This window comes from Isoptericola aurantiacus, assembly GCF_044769875.1.
Taxonomy (GTDB): Bacteria; Actinomycetota; Actinomycetes; order Actinomycetales; family Cellulomonadaceae; genus Isoptericola; species Isoptericola aurantiacus.
This window is the reverse complement of sequence record NZ_JBJBAE010000001.1, coordinates 99,147-118,384: the sequence shown is the minus strand read 5'-3', so window position 1 is coordinate 118,384 and position 19,238 is coordinate 99,147. Positions and strand designations below refer to the sequence as shown.

The following is a 19,238-nucleotide window of genomic DNA, read 5'->3' as shown; positions in this document are numbered from 1 at the left end:
CCGCCGTCGGGCCGGGCCGGCCTCACGGGGGCTCACAGGGCCATCGCCTCCCGGGCGTCCGGCACGGCCGTGGCGCCGCCCGGCGCGCGGTGCGTGATCCGCCCGGAGGTCATCACCGCGTACTGGCCGGCGTGCTCGACGGCGTAGCCGATGTGCTGCTCGACGAGCAGCACGGACAGGTCTCCGGTGCCCAGCAGCGTGGTGATCGCGGCGTAGATCTCCCGCACCACGTTCGGCTGGATGCCCTCGGTGGGTTCGTCCAGCACCAGCAGCCGCGGTCCGGTGACCAGGGCCCGGGCGATCGCGAGCTGCTGGCGCTGGCCGCCGGAGAGCAGCCCGGCCTGGCGGCCCAGCAAGGGTTCGAGCGCGGGGAACAGTGCCAATGCGTCGGCGGTGCGGCGGCGGCCGGCTGCGCCGTGGGCGTCGGCGACGACCTGCAGGTTCTCCTTGGCGGTGAGCTGGCCGAACGACTGCTGGCCCTGGGGGACGTAGGCGACACCGCGTCGGACGCGGCGGTGCGGCGCCCACCGCGTGACGTCGTCGTCCGCGAGGCGCACGGTGCCGGACCGGACGGGCAGCAGGCCCAGCACGGCGCGCAGCAGTGTCGTCTTGCCGGCGCCGTTGTGACCGAGGACGGCCGTAAGACCGCCGTCGGGCACCGTGAGGTCGACGTCGTGGACGACGGCGGTCCGTCCGTAGCCGGTGCTGAGGCCGGTGAGCTCGAGCATCAGGCGTCCTCCTTCGCGGTCGGGGTGCGCTCGGTGGCGGGCTGCTGGGCCGGTGCTGCGGGTTCGGTCGGGCCCCCGAGGTAGACCTCGACCACGGCGGGGTCGTTCTGCACCTCGGCCACGGTCCCCTCGGCCAGGACCCGGCCCTGGTGCATGACGGTCACGGAGTCGGCGAACGAGCGCAGGAACTCCATGTCGTGCTCGACCACCACGACCACCCGTTGCGAGCCGATGCGGCGCAGGAGCTCACCCGTGGCCTCCCGCTCGGCGTGCGTCATGCCGGCCACGGGCTCGTCGAGCAGCAGCAGGTGAGCGTCCTGGACCAGGAGCATCCCGATCTCGAGCCACTGCTTCTGCCCGTGGGCGAGCACCCCTGCCGGGGTGTCGCGCAGGTGCGCCAGCCCGACGAGCTCGAGCGCGTGCTCGACCGCCTCGGGCACGTCGTGCCGCCGTCGCAGCATCGTCAGCGGCCCGCGTCGGGCGCCGGCCGCGATGTCCAGGTTCTGCAGGACCGTGAGCTCCTCGAACACGCTCGCGGTCTGGAAGGTGCGGCCCACGCCCTGGCGCGCGATGCGGTGGGTGCCGCGGCCGAGCAGCTCCGTGCCGCCGAACCGTGCCGACCCGGAACCTGACACCAGGCCCGTGATCGCGTCGATGAGCGTCGTCTTGCCGGCGCCGTTGGGGCCGATGAGGAACCGCAGGTCGCCCTGGGTGACCGTGAGATCGACGTCGCGCACGGCGACGAACCCGCCGAACGTGACGCGCAGGCCGCGCACCTCGAGGTAGTCGTGCCGGAACCGGCGGGTGTCGGAGCCGAGCAGCGCGTCGGCCGCGGCCTCGGACTCGGTGCCGGACTCGATCGGAGCCGGGGTCCTGGTCATGCGGGTCTCCCCTCGGGCTGTCCGGCACGTTCGCGGTCGGACTCGGTCGGGTGGTGCTCGGCGCGGACGGGCTCGGTCGGGTCGGGGGCCGGCGCGTCGGGCGGTGGTGAGCCGCCGTCGCCGCCGTCCGCCGGTGCGCCCGGCGGGGTGCTGCCGCGGCGCCGTCGCCGGACCAGGGAGGCGAGGCCCCCGGGCAGGAAGGCGATGACGACGATGAACAGCGCGCCCTGGAAGTAGATCCACCCCGAGGGGAACTGCTCGGACATGCTCGTCTGGGCCCAGCTGACGGCGATCGAGCCGAGCACCGGGCCGAGCAGCGTGGCGCGGCCGCCGATCGCCACGCCCACGAGGAACCCGATGGAAGGCACCACGCCGACGTCGGCGGGCGAGATGATGCCGACGATCGGTACGAACAGCGCGCCGCCGATCGCGGCCATCACGGCGGCCACCACGTAGACCACCGTCTTGACGGCGGCCGGGTCGTAGCCGAGGAACCGCACGCGGTCCTCGGCGTCGCGCACGGCGACCAGCACCTCGCCGAACCGGGAGACCATGAGCTGGCGGGCCACCAGGACCATCGCGAGCAGCACGCCGGCCGCGATGAGGTAGAGCATGCGCTGGTTGACCGGGTCGGTGAGGTCGTAGCCGAAGAAGGCCCGGAAGCCGTTGAGCCCGTTGGTGCCGCCCGTGGTCTGCTGCTGACCGATGAGCAGGATCGCGAACGCCGCGGCCAGCGCCTGGGACAGGATCGCGAAGTAGGCGCCGCGGACCCGGCGGGTGAACACGGCCCAGCCGAGCAGCCCGGCCAGGGCCGCCGGGACCAGGACGATCAGGGCGATCGTGGCGACCGGTGAGCGCATGGGCTCCCACCACCACGGCACCTCACCGGTGCCGTACAGGCTCATGAAGTCCGGCACGCCGCCCGGTCCGGCGTCGGCCAGCTTCAGGTGCATGGCCATGACGTAGGCGCCGAGTCCGAAGTACACCCCCTGGCCGAGGGTGAGCAGGCCGCCGCGGCCCCAGGCGAGCCCGATGCCGACGGCGACCATCGCGAGGCAGAGGAACTTCGCCAGCAGACCCAGCCGGAACGGGCTGAGCAGCAGGGGGGCCACGGCGAACAGCAGGATCGCGGCGAACGCGAACCCGGACAGGGCACGGGTGCGGCCCGGGCGCAGCAGCGCGGACAGGCGGTCGGTGAGTGCGGTGGTGCTCATGCCAGGCTCCTCGTCCTCATGGAGACCAGTCCCTGCGGGCGGACCTGCAGGAACGCGACGATCACGACGAACACGAGCACCTTGGCCACGGACGCCGTCGTGGAGTACTCGAAGAAGGCCTGCATCAGGCCCAGGGCGGTCGCCGCGATCACGGTGCCCTTGATCTGCCCGATGCCCCCGGCGACCACCACGAGGAAGGCGTCGACGATGTAGTTGGTGCCGAGCGTGGGTCCGATCGACCCGAGCAGGGTGAGCGCGACACCGGCGATGCCGGCCAGACCCGACCCGATGAAGAAGGTCGTGCGGTCCGTGGCGCGTGAGCTGATGCCGGACGCCTCGGCGAGGTCCCGGTTCTGCACGACGGACCGGATCCGGCGGCCCAGCGGGGTGGCCTTCAGCGCGAAGGCCAGCGCGGCGACGCAGGTGACCGCGACCGCCAGGATGAACAGGCGGGTCTTCGGCAGGTCGATCCCGCCGAGCGTGACCGCACCGGAGAGCCACTCCGGTGCGGTCACGTCGACGTTCGGCGCCCCGAACACGTCGCGCGCCACCTGCTGCAGCACGAGGGCCACACCCCAGGTGACGAGCAGGGTGTCCAGCGGACGGTGGTACATCCGGTGGATAAGCGTCGCCTCGAGCACCAGCCCGAGGACACCGCCGACCACGAACCCCAGCGGCAGGGCGACCAGCAGGCTCACCCCGGCGCTGCCGACGACGCCCTGCACCACGAACGCGGTGTAGGCGCCGGCCATCATGAACTCGCCGTGGGCCATGTTGATGACCCCCATCTGGCCGAAGGTCAGCGCGAGGCCGAGGGCGGCCAGCAGGAGGACCGAGCCCAGGCTCAGGCCCGCGAAGAGCTGGTTCAGCAGGATGTCCATCGTCAGTGTCCGATCGTCGGTCCGATGCGGGTCAGGAGAGGCCGTCGGCCCAGTCGTAGCCCTCGAGGAAGGGGTCCGGCTCGATCGGGCCGTCGGAGCTCCACTCGGTGTGGATGAGGCCGTCGGCGCCGATGCGGCCGATGAGCGCGGTCTTGGCGATGTGGTGGTTGTCCCCGTTCACCGTCACGGTGCCCTCGGGGGCGTCGAACGAGACGCCGTCGGCGGCCTCCTGGACGTCCGCCACCGCGAACGACTCGGCCTTCTCGACCATGCCCTTCCACAGGTAGAGCGAGTCGTAGGCGGCCTCCATCGGGTCGGAGGTCACGCGGTCGTCGCCGTACTCGGCCTTGAACGCCTCCACGAAGGCGGCGTTCTCGGGGGTGTCGACCGTCTGGTAGTAGTTCCAGGCGGTGAGCTGGCCCTCGACGTTCTCGACGCCGATGCCGCCGATCTCCTCCTCGGCGATGGACACCGAGACCACGGGCATCTCGTCGGCGCTCAGCCCGGCGTTGGAGTACTCCTTGAAGAACGCCACGTTGGAGTCGCCGTTGAGGGTGTTGAAGACCGCGTCGGCGTCGGCCGACCTGACCTTGTTCACGATCGTCGAGAAGTCGGTGTGGCCCAGCGGGGCGTACTCCTCGCCGACGACCTCGATGCCGTGCGCCTCGGCGTAGGCGTTGATGATCTTGTTCGCGGTGCGCGGGAACACGTAGTCCGAACCGACGAGGAACAGCGACTCGACACCCTGCTCGGCCAGGTAGTCCAGTGCCGGCACGATCTGCTGGTTCGTGGTGGCGCCCGTGTAGAAGATGTTGGGCGAGGCCTCCAGGCCCTCGTACTGCACCGGGTAGAACAGCAGCGAGTCCTGGGACTCGAAGACCGGCAGCATCGCCTTGCGCGACGCCGACGTCCACCCGCCGAACACCGCGGCGACGCAGTCGCTGGTGATGAGCTTGGTGGCCTTCTCCGCGAACACGGTGGGCTCGGACTGACCGTCCTCGGTGACGATCTCGAGCTCCTTGCCGAGCACCCCGCCGTCGGCGTTGATCTCGCTCGCCGCGAGCTGCAGCGAGTCGTGGACGGTCTGCTCGGAGATCGCCATCGTCCCCGACAGGGAGTTGAGGAAGCCGATCTTGACGCTGTCGCCCGAGGTGTCGACGCAGGAGTCGCCGCCCGACGCCGAGGGGTCCGCGCCCACGGAGTCGACCTGGGCGCCGCAGGCGGCCAGGGCGGTGACGGCCAGTGCTGCGAGCGAGAGGACGCCGAGACTTCTCGTGCCGGCGTGTGTCCGTAGACGCATGACGTGCTCCGTTCGTGGCGGGGTCCGGGTGGGCCCGGGACCGGATTTAGGTTCAGATGAACCTAAGTACGCCGAGGTGTCCCCGCCGTCAGCACGACGTAACGGTCGTGTTACCGCTTCGACCCAGGTCAGCGCGCCGCCGATGCCCGTGCTCGCCTCGGCCGGGCCACGGCGATGCCATCATGGTCCCCATGACCGACGTGACCGGCGGAGCACCCCTGGTGCTCGGCATCGAGACCTCCTGCGACGAGACCGGCGTCGCCCTCGTGCGCGGCGACACGCTGCTCTTCGACGCGGTGGCCAGCTCCATGGACGCCCACGCGCGCTACGGCGGGATCATCCCGGAGGTGGCCAGCCGGGCTCACCTCGAGGCCATGGTCCCCACGATCCGCCGCGCGCTGGGCGAGGCCGACGTCGACCTGTCCGAGGTCGACGCGATCGCCGTCACCGCCGGACCGGGGCTCGTCGGCCCGCTGACCATCGGCGCCGCGGCGGCCAAGGCGCTCGCCATCGGCCTCGGCAAGCCGTTGTACGGGGTCAACCACATCATCGGGCACGCCGCCGTCAACCAGCTCGTGGACGGGCCGTTCACCGAGCGGTCGATGGCGCTCGTCGTCTCCGGCGGGCACAGCTCGCTGCTGCTGGTCGACGACATCGCCACCGGGGTCACCGAGCTCGGCTCCACGCTCGACGACGCGGCGGGGGAGGCCTTCGACAAGGTCGGCCGCCTGCTCGGGCTGCCTTACCCCGGAGGCCCGCACATCGACCGTCTGGCCCGCGAGGGCGACCCCGAGGCGATCCGCTTCCCGCGCGGCCTCACCGCGCGCAAGGACCAGGAGAAGCACGCCTACGACTTCAGCTTCTCCGGGCTCAAGACGGCGGTGGCGCGGTGGGTCGAGTCGTGTCAGGACGCCGGGCGGGAGGTGCCCGTGGCCGACGTCGCGGCCTCGTTCGCCGCCGCCGTCGTGGACGTGCTCACCGCCAAGACCATCGCCGCCTGCCGGGCGCACGACGTCTCCACCCTGATCATCGGCGGGGGCTTCTCCGCCAACAGCCAGCTCCGTGACCTGGCCGCCGAGCGCTGCGCCGAGGCCGGCATCGACCTGCGCATCCCCCCGATCCGCTACTGCACCGACAACGGCGCGATGATCGCTGCGCTCGGGTCCGCCGTCGTGCGCGCCGGGCTGCCGCCGTCGGACCTGGACATCGGGGTGGACTCCTCGATGCCGCTGACCACCGTCACGGTCTAGGGGATCCCGCCCCGAGCACCGCCGGGTCGAGCGGACGGCCCGCATGCAGCTCGGCCACCAGCGCCCCGACGACGGCCTCGAGCCCCCGCTGCCCGCCGCCGTGCGCGGCCGACACCGCCCGCTGGCGCTGGTAGGAGGCTCCGAGCCGCACGATGTCGCGGATCCCGTCGAGCTCGGCCGCGCAGCCGAGCCGTTCGGCCACCGGCGCCAGGTCGTCGAGCAGGCGGGGCAGCGCGTCGGTGATCAGCTCCTCGTTGCCGTCGGCGTCGAGGATGATGATGGCGTCCATGCCGTAGCGGGCGGCCCGCCACTTGTTCTCGTGGACGTACCAGCGCGGCATCACCGGGAGCGCACGGCCCTCGTCGAGCAGGGTGGAGAAGTGCTCGACGAGGCAGTGCACCAGCGCGCCGAGGGCGGCCAGCTCGGCGACGTTGGAGGTGCCGTCGCAGATCCGCACCTCGACGGTGCCGAAGTGCGGGGCCGGCCGGATGTCCCAGCGCACCTCGGTGAAGTCGTCGATCACGCCCGTCTTGAGCATGTCCGCGACGTAGCCCTCCAGCTCGTCCCAGGCCGTGAACTGGTAGGGCAGGCCCGCCGTCGGCAGCTGCTGGAAGATCAGGGCGCGCATGGAGGCGTACCCCGTGTCGGCCGCGTCCCAGTACGGCGACGACGCCGACAGGGCCTGCAGATGGGCCACGTAGACCAGCAGGGAGCGCACGATCGGCAGCACCTTGTCCCGGTCCTCGATGCCGACGTGCATGTGGACGCCGTAGACGACCTGCTGGCGCCCCCAGACCTGAGCGCGGTCCACGACGGTGGCGTAGCGCTCCTTGTCGGTCACCTGCTGCTGGGACCAGGGGGCGAACGGGTGGGTGCCCGCGCCCATGAGCTCGGCGCGCATGGGGCGGATGATCTCCTGGACCCGGGCGACGCCGCTCTGCAGGTCGGCGATCGCGCCGGCGACGGTGTCGTTGACGTCGGAGACGATCTCGACGGTGTTGCGCAGGAACTCGGGTTTGACGTGACGGGCCCGCGAGTCGGGACCGAGCTCGGTCATCACCGCGGGCGCCACCTGGCGCAGGATGCCCGAGTCGGCGTCGACCAGGGCGAGCTCCCACTCCAGGCCGACGCTCGACCTGCGGGACAGCGCGAAGTCCAGCGTCATGGCGCCATGCTTCCACGCCTGGGGCGTGCTGCGCTCCCGGGAGGGGGCGATCGGTGCCGTCGGGCGTGGTGCCTACCTCGCCGCTTCCGTGCCTACCTCGCGGGGATGTTGCCTACCTCGGCAGGGGGTCGACGACCAGGACGTGCTGACGGCCCGCGACGCGGGTCAGCACGAGCGTGGCCGCGGCGTCGCCCTTGAGGGCGAGCTGGGAGCGCAGCTGCTCCGGCGTCACCGCGGTGCCGCGCTTCTTGACGGTCAGGCGCCCCACGTCGCGTTCGCGCAGGTAGGCCTTCAGCTTCTTGAGGTTGAACGGCAGGACGTCCACCACGCGGTAGCCCGTGGCCAGCGCGGCGGTGCCCGACGACGGCGCGGGCGCGGGGGAGTCCGTCGTCACGTAGGCGATGGTGCGGTCCACGAGACGTCCGCCCAGCTCGGCGGCGGCGTGCGCCACCAGCCCGGCCCGGACCACGGCGCCGTCCGGTTCGTACAGGTAGGCGCCCACGGGACCGACGTCGGGCACCAGGTCGGCGTCGTCCCCGGCGCGCAGGGTGCGCGAGACGCTGCCGGTCGCGGTGCCGTCCGCCGGGGTGCCGTTGTCGTCGGTGCGCAGCACGAGCGCCGACCGTCCGGGGCCGTCGGGGGCGAGGGGGCCGAACCACAGCCCGGCCTCGACCACGTCACCGTCCACGGAGACCCACTGCGTCTCGGCGTCCGCCGGCAACCCGTGGTGGGGGATCCCGGGCCCCACCTTGATGCCCAGCGCCGGGACCTGGCTGCGCAGGTCCCACACGGCGTCGAGCGGGGGAGCGTAGGCGGCGGGGTCGAAGACCCGCCTGCCGCCCCGCGTGCGCCGGGCGGGGTCGGCGTAGACGCCGTCGACGCCCTCGGCGGCGAGGTCCAGCGTCAGGCCGTCGGCGTGCCGGACCACGGCCTCGGGGAAGGCCCGGAGGTTGACCGTGGCGAGCGCCGCGGTGGCCTCGTCGACGTCGGTGGCCAGCACGTCGAGGCCCACCCCGGCGAAGGCGAGGGCGTCGGCACCGAGGCCGCACGTCAGGTCCGCGACCCGCGTGACCCCGGCGGCGAGATAGCGGCGGGCGTGCAGGGCGGCGACGACGAGCCGCGTCGCCTGCTCGAGCCCGGCCGGCGTGAAGAGCATGGCGTCGGCGAACGGACCGAGCTTGGTGCGCGCCTTCGCCCGCAGCCGGGACTGGGTGAGGGCGGCGGCGGCCAGGTCGGGGTCGACCCCGCCGTCGCGCAGCCGCGTGGCCAGCGCCATCGCCTGCGACTCGTCGTAGGGCGGCAGGGCGTTGAGCAGCGCCCAGCCCTCGGGGCTGAGCAGCTTGGTCAGGGAGGCCACGTCCATGGGGCCATCGTCTCAGGCGGGGAGCGGGACAGGCTCTCGGCGAAACTCTGGCACTCGACTTGTCAGAGTGCTAACGGCTGCCTAGATTTGGTCCCAGCGCACGACGCTGAGCCGGCACCCGCGACGACGGCCAGCGACAGGGCGCGTCCCAGTCCAGCAAGTCATCGCGAACAAGGAGGTCCGACGTGTCGGTCCCCATCAAGCCGCTCGAGGACCGGATCGTCGTCAAGGCCGTCGAGGCCGAGACCACGACCGCTTCCGGCCTGGTCATCCCGGACACCGCCAAGGAGAAGCCCCAGGAGGGCGAGGTCCTGGCGGTCGGCGACGGCCGTTTCGACGACCAGGGCAACCGCGTCCCGGTCGACGTGAAGGTCGGCGACAAGGTCATCTACAGCAAGTACGGCGGCACCGAGGTCAAGTACTCCGGTGAGGACTACCTGGTCCTCTCGGCGCGCGACATCCTCGCCGTCGTGGTCGGCTGACCGAAGCCGAACCGTCGGCTGACCGAAGCCGAAGCGCAGGGTGAGGGCCGAGGAACGAGGCGCTCGCCCGGAGCACGAGGCCCCGCATCGTCATCGATGCGGGGCCTCGTCGTGTCCTGGATGCTCAGCCGACCTTGCGCTCGCGGCCCGCGAGGACCGCCGACCGCTCGTCCTCGCTGAGCCCGCCCCAGACCCCGTACGGCTCGCGGACGCGCAGCGACTGCTCGCGGCACTCCATCATCACGGGGCAGGATCGGCAGATCGCCTTGGCCGCCTCGGCCCGTCGGCGGCGGGTCGAACCCCTCTCACCCTCGGGGTGGAAGAACAGGGTGTCGTCCGCGTCGCGGCAGGAACCCTGGTACTGCCACTCCCACAGTTCCATCACCGGGCCGGGAAGCCTTGAGATCTCCGTCATGGCGAACAACCTACAAGTTGTGCAGAAGTTGTTCAAGGCTTCGGGGGAAGTTGGTCGCAAGGGGGTCGCCTCGGGCGGTTGACCAGGGCATGAACCGGTTGTTGTCGCAGGTGGCGCGCTTTCGGGAACGATCCCGCGTCGGATCCTGACGCGCCGCGGGTCGCAGTGGCGGGCCCGGTGCGCCCTGGGCAGAATCGGGGCATGACCAACTCGCGACCCGCTCAGGAATCGGGTGGGTCACGCCTGTCCAGCCCCGGCCTCGCCGTCGCGGCCGTCGCCCGGCGCCTCGGCGTCGCTCCGGCGACGCTGCGCACCTGGGACCGGCGCTACGGGCTCGGCCCGTCGGACCGCACCGCGGGCTCCCACCGCCGGTACACGCCGGAGGACGTCGCCCGGCTGCTCGTCATGCGGCGGCTCACGCTGGAGGGCGTCGCACCCGTCGACGCCGCCGAGGCCGCGCTCGAGGCCGACCTCGAGGAGCTCGCCGAGGCCGAGAAGGCCGGCCCGCCCACCCCGGAACCCGCACCGGACGACGAGCAGGATCCGTCGACGTCGTCCGGCGCCGCTGCCGACGAGGGACCGCGCGGGGCGCGGGCGCACCTGCGAGCACTGCCCGGCGGCGGCCAGGGCACCCGCCCCGGCGCGCCGTCGTCCCCGTCCGGCCAGAACACCTCCGGGAAGGTCTCGGCCGTCGTCGACGCCGCCCTGTCCTACGACCAGGCGCGGTGCGACGACCTGCTGCGCATCCCCGCCGGGAGCGACCCGGCGGTGTGGTGGGCCCACCTGCTGGAGCCGGCCTGGAACCGGGTGGCGGAGCGCACCGTGCTCGCCGGTCCGGGCGCCGTGCCCGAGATCGTGCTCGCCACGGCCGCCCTGCAGGCGTTGCGCGCGTTCACCGAGGCGTTCGAGCAGGCGGTCGTGCAGAACGGTGGCCCGCCGGCGAACCACCCGAGCCGCATGCGCAACATCGTGCTGATCTTCGCCGCGCCGGACGAGGCCGTGCCGCTGTCCGCCCACACGCTCGCCGCAGCGCTGACCTCGAAGGGCAAGACCGCCCGGATCGTGACCGGCCCCGCGAGCACGCACCGGTCGCTCGAGCTCGTCACGATGGTCCGGCCCGCCGCGATGGTCCTGGCCACGACGCAGCGCAAGCCCGACCTCGACCTCGTGCACGCGGTCCACGACGGGTTCCCCGACCTGCCGATCTTCGTCGGCCTGCGGCGCGACGACGCCGCGAGCGAGCTCCCGCTCACCCCGCAGGTGCAGCGCGTGCGGTCGTTCACCGGCCTGCTGCACGAGGTGCTCGCCGTCGTGTCGTCCTGACCGTCCGGCAGCCGACCCCGGGGTGTCGCCGACCCGGCACGGCGGCCGCCCCCGCCCCGGCTCCGACGTCGCCGGGCGGGGTGGTCGCGTGACGGACCGCACCTCGGGGCGGGGCTGCGCGCGCCGTAGACTCGGCACATGACGGAGACGACCTCGCCAGCGCACGACCCGTTCGGATTCCTCGGCCTGACCTACGACGACGTCCTGCTGCTGCCGGGGTACTCCGACCTCGCGCCGACGGACATCGACACCACCTCCCGCCTCACGCGGGAGATCTCCCTCAAGGTGCCGCTCGTCTCGGCGGCGATGGACACCGTCACCGAGTCGCGCATGGCGATCGCCATGGCGCGTCAGGGCGGCCTCGGGGTGCTGCACCGCAACCTGTCGATCGCGGACCAGGCCTACCAGGTGGACCTGGTCAAGCGCACCCAGACGGGCATCATCTCCAACCCGGTCACCATCGGTCCCGACGCGACGCTGGAGCAGCTCGACCAGCGCGCCGGCGAGTACCGCGTGTCCGGCTTCCCCGTGCTCGACGACGCCGGCCGGCTCGTCGGCATCGTGACCAACCGCGACCTGCGGTTCACGCCCGTGGCGCAGTGGGCCACCACGACCGTGGCGCAGGTCATGACCCCGCAGCCCCTCATCACCGGCCGGGCCGGGATATCGCGCGAGGACGCCACGGCACTGCTGCGCAAGCACAAGCTCGAGCGTCTGCCGCTCGTCGACGACGACGGTCACCTCGCCGGGCTCATCACCGTCAAGGACTTCGTGAAGTCGGAGCAGTTCCCCGACGCGTCGAAGGACTCCCAGGGGCGGCTCCTGGTCGGGGCCGCGATCGGGTACTTCGGTGACGCCTGGGAGCGGGCGACGACGCTGGTCGAGGCCGGCGTGGACGTCCTGGTCGCGGACACCGCGCACGGGAACGTCCGCATGCTGGTCGACATGGTGCGCAAGCTCAAGTCCGACCCGGCGACCCGGCACGTCCAGGTCATCGGCGGCAACGTCGCCACGAAGGAGGGTGCGCAGTCGTTCGTCGACGCCGGTGCCGACGGCATCAAGGTCGGCGTCGGGCCCGGTTCGATCTGCACGACGCGCGTGGTCACCGGCGTCGGCGTCCCGCAGATCACCGCGGTGTACGAGGCGTCGCTGGCCGCTCGTGCCGCCGGGGTGCCGGTCATCGCCGACGGCGGCATGAAGTTCTCCGGGGAGATCGGCAAGGCGATCGTGGCCGGTGCCGAGGCCGTGATGCTCGGGTCGATGCTCGCGGGAACCGAGGAGGCGCCCGGCGAGACCATCCTCATCAACGGCAAGCAGTTCAAGGCCTACCGGGGGATGGGCTCCATGGGCGCCATGTCCTCGCGCGGGAAGAAGTCCTACTCCAAGGACCGCTACTTCCAGGCCGAGGTCACCAGCGACGACATGATCGTGCCCGAGGGTGTCGAGGGGCAGGTGCCCTACAAGGGCACGCTGGCCACCGTGGCGCACCAGCTCGTCGGCGGCCTGCACCAGACGATGTTCTACGTCGGGGCGCGCACGGTGCCCGAGCTGCAGCAGCAGGGGCGGTTCGTGCGGATCACCTCCGCGTCGCTGGCCGAGTCCCACCCGCACGACATCAAGATGACCGTCGAGGCGCCCAACTACGCGGTGGGCTGAGGCTGCCGGGCGGCCGGCGCCCCGGTACCGGCACCGTCAGCCCGCCTGCCGCGGCTCCACGGGCCAGGACGTCGAGGCGCCCGGACCCGGCAGCCCCTCGCGCTGCCGCCAGGCGTTGAAGTTCTCCGCCCAGCTGCGGTGGGCGTCCCGCTGCGCCGAGTGCAGGGCGTCCAGGGCCACCGACCGCAGCTCGGGGTACCGCAGGACCTGGGCGTCCAGGACGTCGAGCGTGGCCAGCACGTCGACGTCGGCGCTGTGCAGCTCACCCTCGCCGGTGATGCCGTACAGGTCGCACAGGTCCCCGAGCCGCCGCTTGCCCCGGCGGTAGCGGTCCTGCCAGCGGTCGATCACCAGCGGGTCCAGCACCGGGGCGACGGGCCGGCCCAGGCGTTCCGGCAGCGTGGGCAGGCCGTGCCGAGCCAGCTCGGCGTCGAGCAGCGTGAGGTCGAACGAGGCGTTGTAGGCCACGACGGGGACCCCGGCGCGTCCGTGCTCGGTCAGGACGTCGGCGATCTCGGCCAGGGCCTCGCGGGGAGCGCGGCCGTGGGCACGGGCGTGCTCGGTCGTCACCCCGTGGATCGCGGCCGCCTCCGCGGGGATCTCCACGCCGGGGTCGACGAGCCAGGTGCGCACCTCGGTCGTGGTCGCCGTGCGGACCACCACCGCCGCGGTCACGATCCGGTCGGTGCGCACGTCCACGCCCGTCGTCTCGGTGTCGAAGCCGAGCAGCGGCCCGCCCGTCCAACCCGTGTCCGCCATGATGGATCCTTCCTCGTGGTCTGCTGCGACGGACGATTCCACGAGCCACCGACATCCCCGGGCCGACCGCCGTCGTCCACCGCGGGCAGCGGTCCGGTGCGCGCCACCGTGCGCCGGTAGGCTGGCCCGCGTGAGCAACGAGATCGAGATCGGACGTGGCAAGCGCGGGCGCCGCGCGTACTCCTTCGACGACATCGCGGTGGTGCCGTCCCGGCGCACGCGCGACCCGGAGGACGTCTCCACGGGGTGGCAGATCGACGCCTACCACTTCGACCTGCCGATCGTCGCCGCACCGATGGACTCGGTGATGAGTCCCGAGACGGCCGTCGCCCTGGGGAACCTGGGCGGGCTGGGCGTGCTCGACCTCGAGGGTCTGTGGACGCGCTACGAGTCCCCGGAACCGCTGCTGGCGGAGATCCGCGAGCTGTCCGCCGCCGACGCGACGCGGCGCATGCAGGAGATCTACGCCGAGCCGATCAAGGCCGAGCTCATCACGCAGCGCCTCAAGGAGATCCGTGCCGCGGGCGTGACCGTCGCCGGGGCGCTGTCCCCGCAGCGCACCCAGGAGCACTACCAGACGGTGGTCGACGCCGGCGTGGACCTGTTCGTCATCCGTGGCACGACCGTCTCGGCGGAGCACGTCTCGGGCAACGCCGAGCCGCTGAACCTCAAGCGGTTCATCTACGAGCTGGACGTCCCCGTCGTCGTCGGGGGAGCGTCCACCTACACCGCCGCGCTGCACCTCATGCGCACCGGCGCGGCGGGCGTGCTCGTCGGGTTCGGCGGCGGGGCCGCGCACACCACGCGTCTCAGCCTCGGCATCCACGCCCCCATGGCCACGGCGGTGTCCGACGTCGCGGCCGCGCGCCGCGACTACCTGGACGAGTCGGGCGGACGGTACGTCCACGTCATCGCCGACGGCGGGGTGGGCCACTCGGGCGACATCGTCAAGGCCGTCGCCTGCGGCGCCGACGCGGTGATGCTGGGCGCCGCCCTGGCGCGTGCCGCCGAGGCCCCCGGCCAGGGATGGCACTGGGGCCCCGAGGCCCATCACTCCCAGCTCCCGCGCGGTGAGCGCGTCTCGGTGGGCACAGGCGGCTCGCTGGAGGAGATCCTGTTCGGGCCGGGACGCCAGGCCGACGGCACCACCAACCTCGTGGGGGCGCTGCGGCGGGCGATGGCCACGACCGGCTACTCCGACCTCAAGGAGTTCCAGCGGGTCGAGGTCGTCATGTCCCCGTATCAGCCGCGGTGAGCGGGACGACGGCGCGGTCCGGGCCCGTGGCGGGCACCGCGCGGACCGCTGCGGCTCCGGGCGGGCAGATCCGTGAGGTCGCCGACGCCGACGTCGAGCAGGTCGTGGCGCTCTGGCGGGCGTGCGACCTGACCCGGCCGTGGAACGACCCCCGCGCCGACGTCGCGGCGGCACGGCGCAACCCGACGTCCACGGTGCTCGTCGCGCACGACGAGGCCGGCGTCGTCGGTTCGGTCATGGCCGGTTACGAGGGCCACCGCGGGTGGCTCTACTACGTCGCCGTGGCGCCGTCGTCGCAGGGCACCGGCCTGGGCCGCCGGCTCGTGGCTGCCGCCGAGGAGTGGCTCCGCGCGGCCGGGGCGAGCAAGGTCCGGCTGATGGTGCGCACGACCAACCCGGCCGCGCTGGGGTTCTACGAGGCGCTGGGCTACGCGGACTCGGAGTGCACGGTCCTGGGTCGCACGCTCGACGCGTGACGCTCTGGGCGAACGTCACACGATCCTGACGCGGACCGTACCGGCCCGTCATCCGGCGCGCGTAAGGTGTCGCCCATGGCAACAGCGCACGAGAGCGACGGGGCTCTGGACGACGTGATCGACCCGGAGCTCCCGGCCTCCACCTACGTCCTCGAACCGGATCTGGTCGCCCCCCTGGTGCGGCGGATCGTCACCTCGCACGACGGCGGCACCCACCGCTCGACCTTGCCGTTCACCGGCGCTCCGCTCGCCGCCGTCCCGCTCTCGGCACCCGCCGACGTCGTCGCGGCCGTGGAGCGGGCGCGCGCGGCCCAGCACGACTGGGCCGGGACACCCCTGGCCGAGCGGGCGAGGGTCCTCGACCGGCTCGGCGTGCTCGTGCTGGAACGTCAGTCGGAGATCCTCGATCTGATCCAGATGGAGTCCGGCAAGTCGCGGCGCAGCGCCTTCGAGGAGGTCGCCGACATCGCGCAGACGTGCCGGCACTACGTGGTGCGCGGCCGGCGGTACCTGGCCGACCGGCGCGAGCCCGGTGCGCTGTCCGTGCTCACCGGCGTGCGCGTGCACCGCCGCCCCGTGGGCGTCGTCGGCGTGATCGCCCCTTGGAACTTCCCCCTGACGCTCGCCCTGTCGGAGGCGATCCCGGCCCTGCTGGCCGGCAACGCCGTCGTCCTCAAGCCCGACCCGCAGACCAGCCTGTCGGCGTTGTGGGCCGCCGAGCTGTTCGCGGAGGCCGGCCTGCCCGACGACCTGCTCGCCGTCGTGACCGGTGGCGGGCAGATCGGTGCGGAGCTGGTCGAGCACGTCGACCACATCGCCTTCACCGGCTCCACCGCCACGGGCCGCACGGTCGCCGCGAAGGCGGGTGAGCGCCTCATCGGTGCCACGCTCGAGCTGGGCGGCAAGAACCCGTTGTACGTGGCCGCAGACGCCGACCTCGACGCCGCGGTCCCCGGAGTGGTGCGCGCCTGCTTCTCCAACGCCGGCCAGCTGTGCATGTCGATCGAGCGACTGGTCCTGCACGAACGCATCGCCGACGACTTCCTCGAACGGTTCGTGCCCGCCGTGCGGGCGCTGAAGCTCGGCGGCGGCCTGGACTACACCGCCGACGTCGGCTCGCTCGTCTCGGCGCAGCAGCTCGAGAAGGTGGCCGCGCACGTCGACGACGCCCTGGCCAAGGGGGCCCGGGCCCTGGCCGGCGCCGTCCACCGTTCCGACGTCGGGCCGTTCTTCTACGCGCCCACGGTGCTGGACCACCTGCCCGACGACGCCGTCTGCCTGCGCGAGGAGACGTTCGGACCCGTCGTGTCCGTCTCCCGCGTGGCCAGCGACGACGAAGCGGTGCACGCGATGAACGACACCGAGCTCGGGCTCAACGCCTCGATCTGGTCGGCCGACGTGGCGCGCGCCCGTCGGATCGCGGCCCGGGTGGAGGCCGGGACGGTGGTCATCAACGACGGCTACCTGCAGGCCTGGGGCTCGGCCGCTGCTCCGATGGGCGGCATGAAGGCCTCCGGGCTCGGGCGCCGGCACGGCCGTGAGGCGATCGAGGCCATGACCGAGGCGCAGAGCGTCGTCGCCCAGCGCGGGCTCCGCGCGGGGGTGTCGATGGACACCCTGTACGCGGTGGGCGGCGACGTCCCGAGCCGGGTGCTCACCGGGGCGATGCGGGTGATGCGCAGGCTCCGCCTGCCCTGATCACCGCTCCGCGCGGAGCCGGGAGAGCTCGGCGCGCAGGTTCGTGCCGGCCTGCTCGGACCAGCGCTCGCGGGCGCCGGCGGAGCGGAACAACCCCTGGGTGGCGTGCTGGTCGACCAGCCGTTCGAGGACCGCCGCGCGCCCGGTGCGGAACGCGGCGTCGTTCAGGTGCCCGTACTCGGCCCGGACCTGGGCCACGTACCGGGCGTACCGGGCCGGCGTCGCGCCGAGGATCGCCAGGTCGGCGTCGCTGACCAGGGCGCCGGTGACGTCCCCGGTCTCGGGGCGGTGATCGACGGTGAGCAGCACCAGGCGCGCGACCTCGTCCAGCTCGGGGGTCGTGAGGCCGTGCTCCCCGCCGCGCTCGTCCACCGTCGCGCCGAGCAGGCCGCGGGCGAGCGCCGCCGAGCGCTCCTCGTCGTCCGGGGTGGCGCCGTCGTGCACCGCGTCGTGGAACCAGAGCGCCACGGCCGCGAGCCATGACGGCCGTGCACCGGTGGGCCCGGCGAGCAGCTCCAGCGCGTCGAGCGTGTCCGCCAGGTGCAGGCGGGAGTGGTAGACCCGGTGCGGCTCGCGCCAGCGGTCCACGAGGTCCTCGCCGACGGCGAGGGCGGCGGCCGTCGAGGCCGTGGGTGCGCCGCGGGCGCCGCCGTCGTCGGACCACAGGCGGGTCCAGCGCGCCAGGAGCACGGCGCGCTTCGCCCGGCGCCGTTCGTGCCCGGGGACGCGCAGTCCTGACGCGGCGAGCCGCCGGGCCAGGTCGCGACCGTCGACGGGGCGGGCTCCGGCGGCGACGAGGCCCTCGTAGCGCTCGGCGGGCACGTCGTAGTGGTCGTGGTCGAGGGCGCGGTCCGGGATCCCGGCCGCCCGGGCAAAGGTCCGCAGCTCGTGCAGGGAGGCGTCGGAGACGAGGTGCGACCAGAGGCGGTCGTGCGCGGGCCAGGCCGGCGGGTCGATCAGGATGCTCACGGCGTGGCCGCCGGGTCCGGGCCGAGGGTGTCGAGGGCGCGCCGGACCTCGCCGACCAGGGCCGACATGGCGGTCTCGGCGGCGGCGGGGTCCCCGTCGGCGACGGCCCGGGCGACGGCTTCGTGCTGGTCGAGCGCCTCGGGCTCGGGGGAGGCCGGCATGAGGCCCAGGTGGGTGCGGCCGGCGAGCACCTCGGCGACGACGTCGGCCAGGGCGCCGAACATCTCGTTGCCGCTGGCACGCAGCAGGAGCTCGTGCAGCCGGATGTCCAGGCCGAGGAACTCCTCGAGGTCCCCGCGGGACCCGAGCACCCGCATCCGCGCGGCGAGCTCCAGCAGCTCGGACCGCTCGGCGGGTCCGGCGTGCCGCGCGGCCCCGGCGGCGGCGAGCGGTTCGACGGCGTGCCTCAGCTCGGTCAGCGTGCGCAGCTGGTCGTCGCGTCCGGGGCCGGCGAGCCGCCAGCGGATGACCCGGGGGTCCAGCACGTTCCACTCGGCCAGGGGCAGGACCACGAGCCCCACCCGGCGGCGGGACCGGACGAGCCCCAGCCCTTCGAGCATGCGCATGACCTCGCGGGCCACCGTGCGCGAGACGCCGTGCTGGGTGCCGATGGACTCGAGGGTCAGCGGTGTGCCGGGGGCGACGTCGCCGCTGGTGATGGAGCGCCCGACGGCGTCGAGGACGGCGCTGTGCAGAGCGGGGCGGGGCATGGGGCGAGCCTATCGAGGGCACCACCTCACGCAATTGGTGACACCAATCGCTTGCCAAAGGTGCTACCAATCATGCATGCTCGGGTGAAGCACACCACCGACACGGAAGTCGAGCCATGGACACCGACGTCTCCGCCAACCCGCCGGGCACCGCCCGCCATACCCCCGACGCCGTCACGCACGTCGTCGTCATGGGTGTGGCCGGCTCCGGCAAGACCACCGTCGCGACCCTGCTGGCCGCACGCCTCGGCGTCGACTACGCCGAGGCCGACCAGTTCCACTCCGAGGCCAATATCGCCAAGATGCGGTCCGGCACCGCGCTCACCGACGACGACCGCGCCCCCTGGCTCGCCGCCATCCGCGACTGGCTCAGCGCCGAGGCCGAGTCCGGCCGCCCCGGCGTCGTCACCTGCTCGGCCCTCCGACGGACCTACCGGGACGTGCTGCGCTCCGCCACCGGACAGGTCCGGTTCGTGCACCTCGACGGGCCGCCCGAGCTGCTCGCCGAACGTATGGGCGGCCGGTCCGGGCACTTCATGCCCACCTCGCTGCTGCCGTCGCAGCTCGCCACCCTCGAACCGCTCGAGGACGACGAGGCCGGGATCACCGTCAACGTGACCGCCGACCCCGCACAGATCGTGGACACCGCCGTCGGGCGGCTCCACCTGACCTGAGCCGGCGGCGGGCTGCACCGATCCGTCCCGTACTCGCCC

At 73.1% G+C, this 19,238-nt stretch carries 19 protein-coding genes; 8 read left to right on the top strand and 11 right to left on the bottom strand.

Annotated elements, in window-relative coordinates:
* Positions 1-32: 32 nt before the first annotated feature.
* Genes ACIQLL_RS00455 through urtA form a run of 5 tightly spaced genes read right to left on the bottom strand, consistent with a single transcriptional unit; the run spans position 33 to position 5,004 of the window.
* On the bottom strand, positions 33-728 hold the full coding sequence (locus ACIQLL_RS00455; RefSeq protein ID WP_402461752.1) for an ATP-binding cassette domain-containing protein: 696 nt from the start codon (positions 726-728) through the stop codon (positions 33-35).
* Positions 728-1,609: an urea ABC transporter ATP-binding protein UrtD gene (gene urtD / locus ACIQLL_RS00450; RefSeq protein ID WP_402461749.1), complete on the bottom strand. Its 882-nt coding sequence runs from the start codon at positions 1,607-1,609 to the stop codon at positions 728-730. Before urtD ends, ACIQLL_RS00455 begins: the two co-directional genes overlap by 1 nt.
* Positions 1,606-2,823, bottom strand: a complete 1,218-nt coding sequence (gene urtC, locus ACIQLL_RS00445; RefSeq protein ID WP_402461746.1) for an urea ABC transporter permease subunit UrtC — start codon at positions 2,821-2,823, stop codon at positions 1,606-1,608. The genes urtD and urtC overlap by 4 nt, the downstream gene beginning before the upstream one ends.
* Positions 2,820-3,704, bottom strand: coding sequence for an urea ABC transporter permease subunit UrtB (gene urtB, locus ACIQLL_RS00440; protein ID WP_402461743.1), 885 nt, complete (start codon positions 3,702-3,704; stop codon positions 2,820-2,822). The genes urtC and urtB overlap by 4 nt, the downstream gene beginning before the upstream one ends.
* Before the next feature lie 31 nt (positions 3,705-3,735).
* Positions 3,736-5,004 carry an urea ABC transporter substrate-binding protein gene (urtA, locus tag ACIQLL_RS00435; protein ID WP_402461740.1) on the bottom strand — a complete coding sequence of 423 codons (1,269 nt, stop codon included), beginning with the start codon at positions 5,002-5,004 and terminating at the stop codon, positions 3,736-3,738.
* A 191-nt stretch (positions 5,005-5,195) separates the two neighbouring features.
* On the opposite strand from urtA, the gene tsaD reads away from it, so the two are divergent.
* A complete protein-coding gene (tsaD, locus tag ACIQLL_RS00430; RefSeq protein WP_402461737.1) occupies positions 5,196-6,254 on the top strand; it encodes a tRNA (adenosine(37)-N6)-threonylcarbamoyltransferase complex transferase subunit TsaD in 1,059 nt (352 codons plus the stop codon).
* On the opposite strand, the gene ACIQLL_RS00425 is transcribed toward tsaD, so the two are convergent.
* Positions 6,244-7,419: a glutamate--cysteine ligase gene (locus ACIQLL_RS00425; RefSeq protein ID WP_402461734.1), complete on the bottom strand. Its 1,176-nt coding sequence runs from the start codon at positions 7,417-7,419 to the stop codon at positions 6,244-6,246. The two genes, tsaD and ACIQLL_RS00425, sit on opposite strands and share 11 nt — an antisense overlap.
* Positions 7,420-7,531: 112 nt before the next feature.
* Complete coding sequence (locus ACIQLL_RS00420; RefSeq protein WP_402461731.1) at positions 7,532-8,782, bottom strand: class I SAM-dependent methyltransferase; 1,251 nt, start codon at positions 8,780-8,782, stop codon at positions 7,532-7,534.
* A 185-nt stretch (positions 8,783-8,967) separates the two neighbouring features.
* On the opposite strand from ACIQLL_RS00420, the gene groES reads away from it, so the two are divergent.
* Positions 8,968-9,264, top strand: coding sequence for a co-chaperone GroES (gene groES, locus ACIQLL_RS00415; protein ID WP_402461728.1), 297 nt, complete (start codon positions 8,968-8,970; stop codon positions 9,262-9,264).
* Between the two features lie 124 nt (positions 9,265-9,388).
* Here groES and ACIQLL_RS00410 read toward each other — a convergent pair whose 3' ends face one another.
* A complete protein-coding gene (locus ACIQLL_RS00410; protein WP_402461725.1) occupies positions 9,389-9,679 on the bottom strand; it encodes a WhiB family transcriptional regulator in 291 nt (96 codons plus the stop codon).
* Positions 9,680-9,880: 201 nt separating this feature from the next.
* Here ACIQLL_RS00410 and ACIQLL_RS00405 point away from each other — a divergent pair, with 201 nt between their 5' ends.
* Positions 9,881-11,002, top strand: a complete 1,122-nt coding sequence (locus ACIQLL_RS00405; RefSeq protein WP_402461722.1) for a MerR family transcriptional regulator — start codon at positions 9,881-9,883, stop codon at positions 11,000-11,002.
* A 138-nt stretch (positions 11,003-11,140) separates the two neighbouring features.
* Entirely contained in the window at positions 11,141-12,658 is a 1,518-nt protein-coding gene (guaB, locus tag ACIQLL_RS00400) for an IMP dehydrogenase (RefSeq protein WP_402461719.1), read from the top strand.
* A 36-nt stretch (positions 12,659-12,694) separates the two neighbouring features.
* Here the strand turns inward: guaB and ACIQLL_RS00395 are convergent, their stop codons facing one another.
* Positions 12,695-13,417: an exonuclease domain-containing protein gene (locus ACIQLL_RS00395; RefSeq protein WP_402461716.1), complete on the bottom strand. Its 723-nt coding sequence runs from the start codon at positions 13,415-13,417 to the stop codon at positions 12,695-12,697.
* A gap of 130 nt (positions 13,418-13,547) precedes the next feature.
* On the opposite strand from ACIQLL_RS00395, the gene ACIQLL_RS00390 reads away from it, so the two are divergent.
* The 3 genes from ACIQLL_RS00390 to ACIQLL_RS00380 all read left to right on the top strand — a co-directional run bounded on the left by ACIQLL_RS00390 (position 13,548) and on the right by ACIQLL_RS00380 (position 16,846).
* Positions 13,548-14,672: a GuaB3 family IMP dehydrogenase-related protein gene (locus tag ACIQLL_RS00390; RefSeq protein ID WP_402461713.1), complete on the top strand. Its 1,125-nt coding sequence runs from the start codon at positions 13,548-13,550 to the stop codon at positions 14,670-14,672.
* Positions 14,669-15,148 (top strand): GNAT family acetyltransferase, encoded by a 480-nt coding sequence (locus ACIQLL_RS00385; protein ID WP_402461710.1) that lies wholly within the window; start codon positions 14,669-14,671, stop codon positions 15,146-15,148. The genes ACIQLL_RS00390 and ACIQLL_RS00385 overlap by 4 nt, the downstream gene beginning before the upstream one ends.
* Positions 15,149-15,223: 75 nt before the next feature.
* Positions 15,224-16,846, top strand: a complete 1,623-nt coding sequence (locus ACIQLL_RS00380; RefSeq protein WP_402461707.1) for a succinic semialdehyde dehydrogenase — start codon at positions 15,224-15,226, stop codon at positions 16,844-16,846.
* Here the strand turns inward: ACIQLL_RS00380 and ACIQLL_RS00375 are convergent, their stop codons facing one another.
* A complete protein-coding gene (locus ACIQLL_RS00375; RefSeq protein ID WP_402461704.1) occupies positions 16,847-17,815 on the bottom strand; it encodes a DUF4031 domain-containing protein in 969 nt (322 codons plus the stop codon).
* The gene (locus tag ACIQLL_RS00370; RefSeq protein ID WP_402461701.1) at positions 17,812-18,525 is read right to left on the bottom strand and encodes a FadR/GntR family transcriptional regulator; all 714 of its coding nucleotides are present in this window, start codon (positions 18,523-18,525) and stop codon (positions 17,812-17,814) included. The genes ACIQLL_RS00375 and ACIQLL_RS00370 overlap by 4 nt, the downstream gene beginning before the upstream one ends.
* Positions 18,526-18,641: 116 nt before the next feature.
* Between ACIQLL_RS00370 and ACIQLL_RS00365 the strand changes: the two genes are divergently transcribed.
* Positions 18,642-19,199: a gluconokinase gene (locus ACIQLL_RS00365; protein ID WP_402461698.1), complete on the top strand. Its 558-nt coding sequence runs from the start codon at positions 18,642-18,644 to the stop codon at positions 19,197-19,199.
* The last annotated feature ends 39 nt before the right edge of the window (positions 19,200-19,238 follow it).

What these genes read in the sequence shown, in the direction of transcription:
- ACIQLL_RS00455 (WP_402461752.1), bottom strand. Translation starts at nt 728, where the DNA reads ATGCTCGAGCTCACCGGCCTCAGCACCGGCTACGGACGGACCGCCGTC.
- urtD (WP_402461749.1), bottom strand. Translation starts at nt 1,609, where the DNA reads ATGACCAGGACCCCGGCTCCGATCGAGTCCGGCACCGAGTCCGAGGCC.
- urtC (WP_402461746.1), bottom strand. Translation starts at nt 2,823, where the DNA reads ATGAGCACCACCGCACTCACCGACCGCCTGTCCGCGCTGCTGCGCCCG.
- urtB (WP_402461743.1), bottom strand. Translation starts at nt 3,704, where the DNA reads ATGGACATCCTGCTGAACCAGCTCTTCGCGGGCCTGAGCCTGGGCTCG.
- urtA (WP_402461740.1), bottom strand. Translation starts at nt 5,004, where the DNA reads ATGCGTCTACGGACACACGCCGGCACGAGAAGTCTCGGCGTCCTCTCG.
- tsaD (WP_402461737.1), top strand. Translation starts at nt 5,196, where the DNA reads ATGACCGACGTGACCGGCGGAGCACCCCTGGTGCTCGGCATCGAGACC.
- ACIQLL_RS00425 (WP_402461734.1), bottom strand. Translation starts at nt 7,419, where the DNA reads ATGACGCTGGACTTCGCGCTGTCCCGCAGGTCGAGCGTCGGCCTGGAG.
- ACIQLL_RS00420 (WP_402461731.1), bottom strand. Translation starts at nt 8,782, where the DNA reads ATGGACGTGGCCTCCCTGACCAAGCTGCTCAGCCCCGAGGGCTGGGCG.
- ACIQLL_RS00410 (WP_402461725.1), bottom strand. Translation starts at nt 9,679, where the DNA reads ATGACGGAGATCTCAAGGCTTCCCGGCCCGGTGATGGAACTGTGGGAG.
- ACIQLL_RS00405 (WP_402461722.1), top strand. Translation starts at nt 9,881, where the DNA reads ATGACCAACTCGCGACCCGCTCAGGAATCGGGTGGGTCACGCCTGTCC.
- guaB (WP_402461719.1), top strand. Translation starts at nt 11,141, where the DNA reads ATGACGGAGACGACCTCGCCAGCGCACGACCCGTTCGGATTCCTCGGC.
- ACIQLL_RS00395 (WP_402461716.1), bottom strand. Translation starts at nt 13,417, where the DNA reads ATGGCGGACACGGGTTGGACGGGCGGGCCGCTGCTCGGCTTCGACACC.
- ACIQLL_RS00380 (WP_402461707.1), top strand. Translation starts at nt 15,224, where the DNA reads ATGGCAACAGCGCACGAGAGCGACGGGGCTCTGGACGACGTGATCGAC.
- ACIQLL_RS00370 (WP_402461701.1), bottom strand. Translation starts at nt 18,525, where the DNA reads ATGCCCCGCCCCGCTCTGCACAGCGCCGTCCTCGACGCCGTCGGGCGC.
- ACIQLL_RS00365 (WP_402461698.1), top strand. Translation starts at nt 18,642, where the DNA reads ATGGACACCGACGTCTCCGCCAACCCGCCGGGCACCGCCCGCCATACC.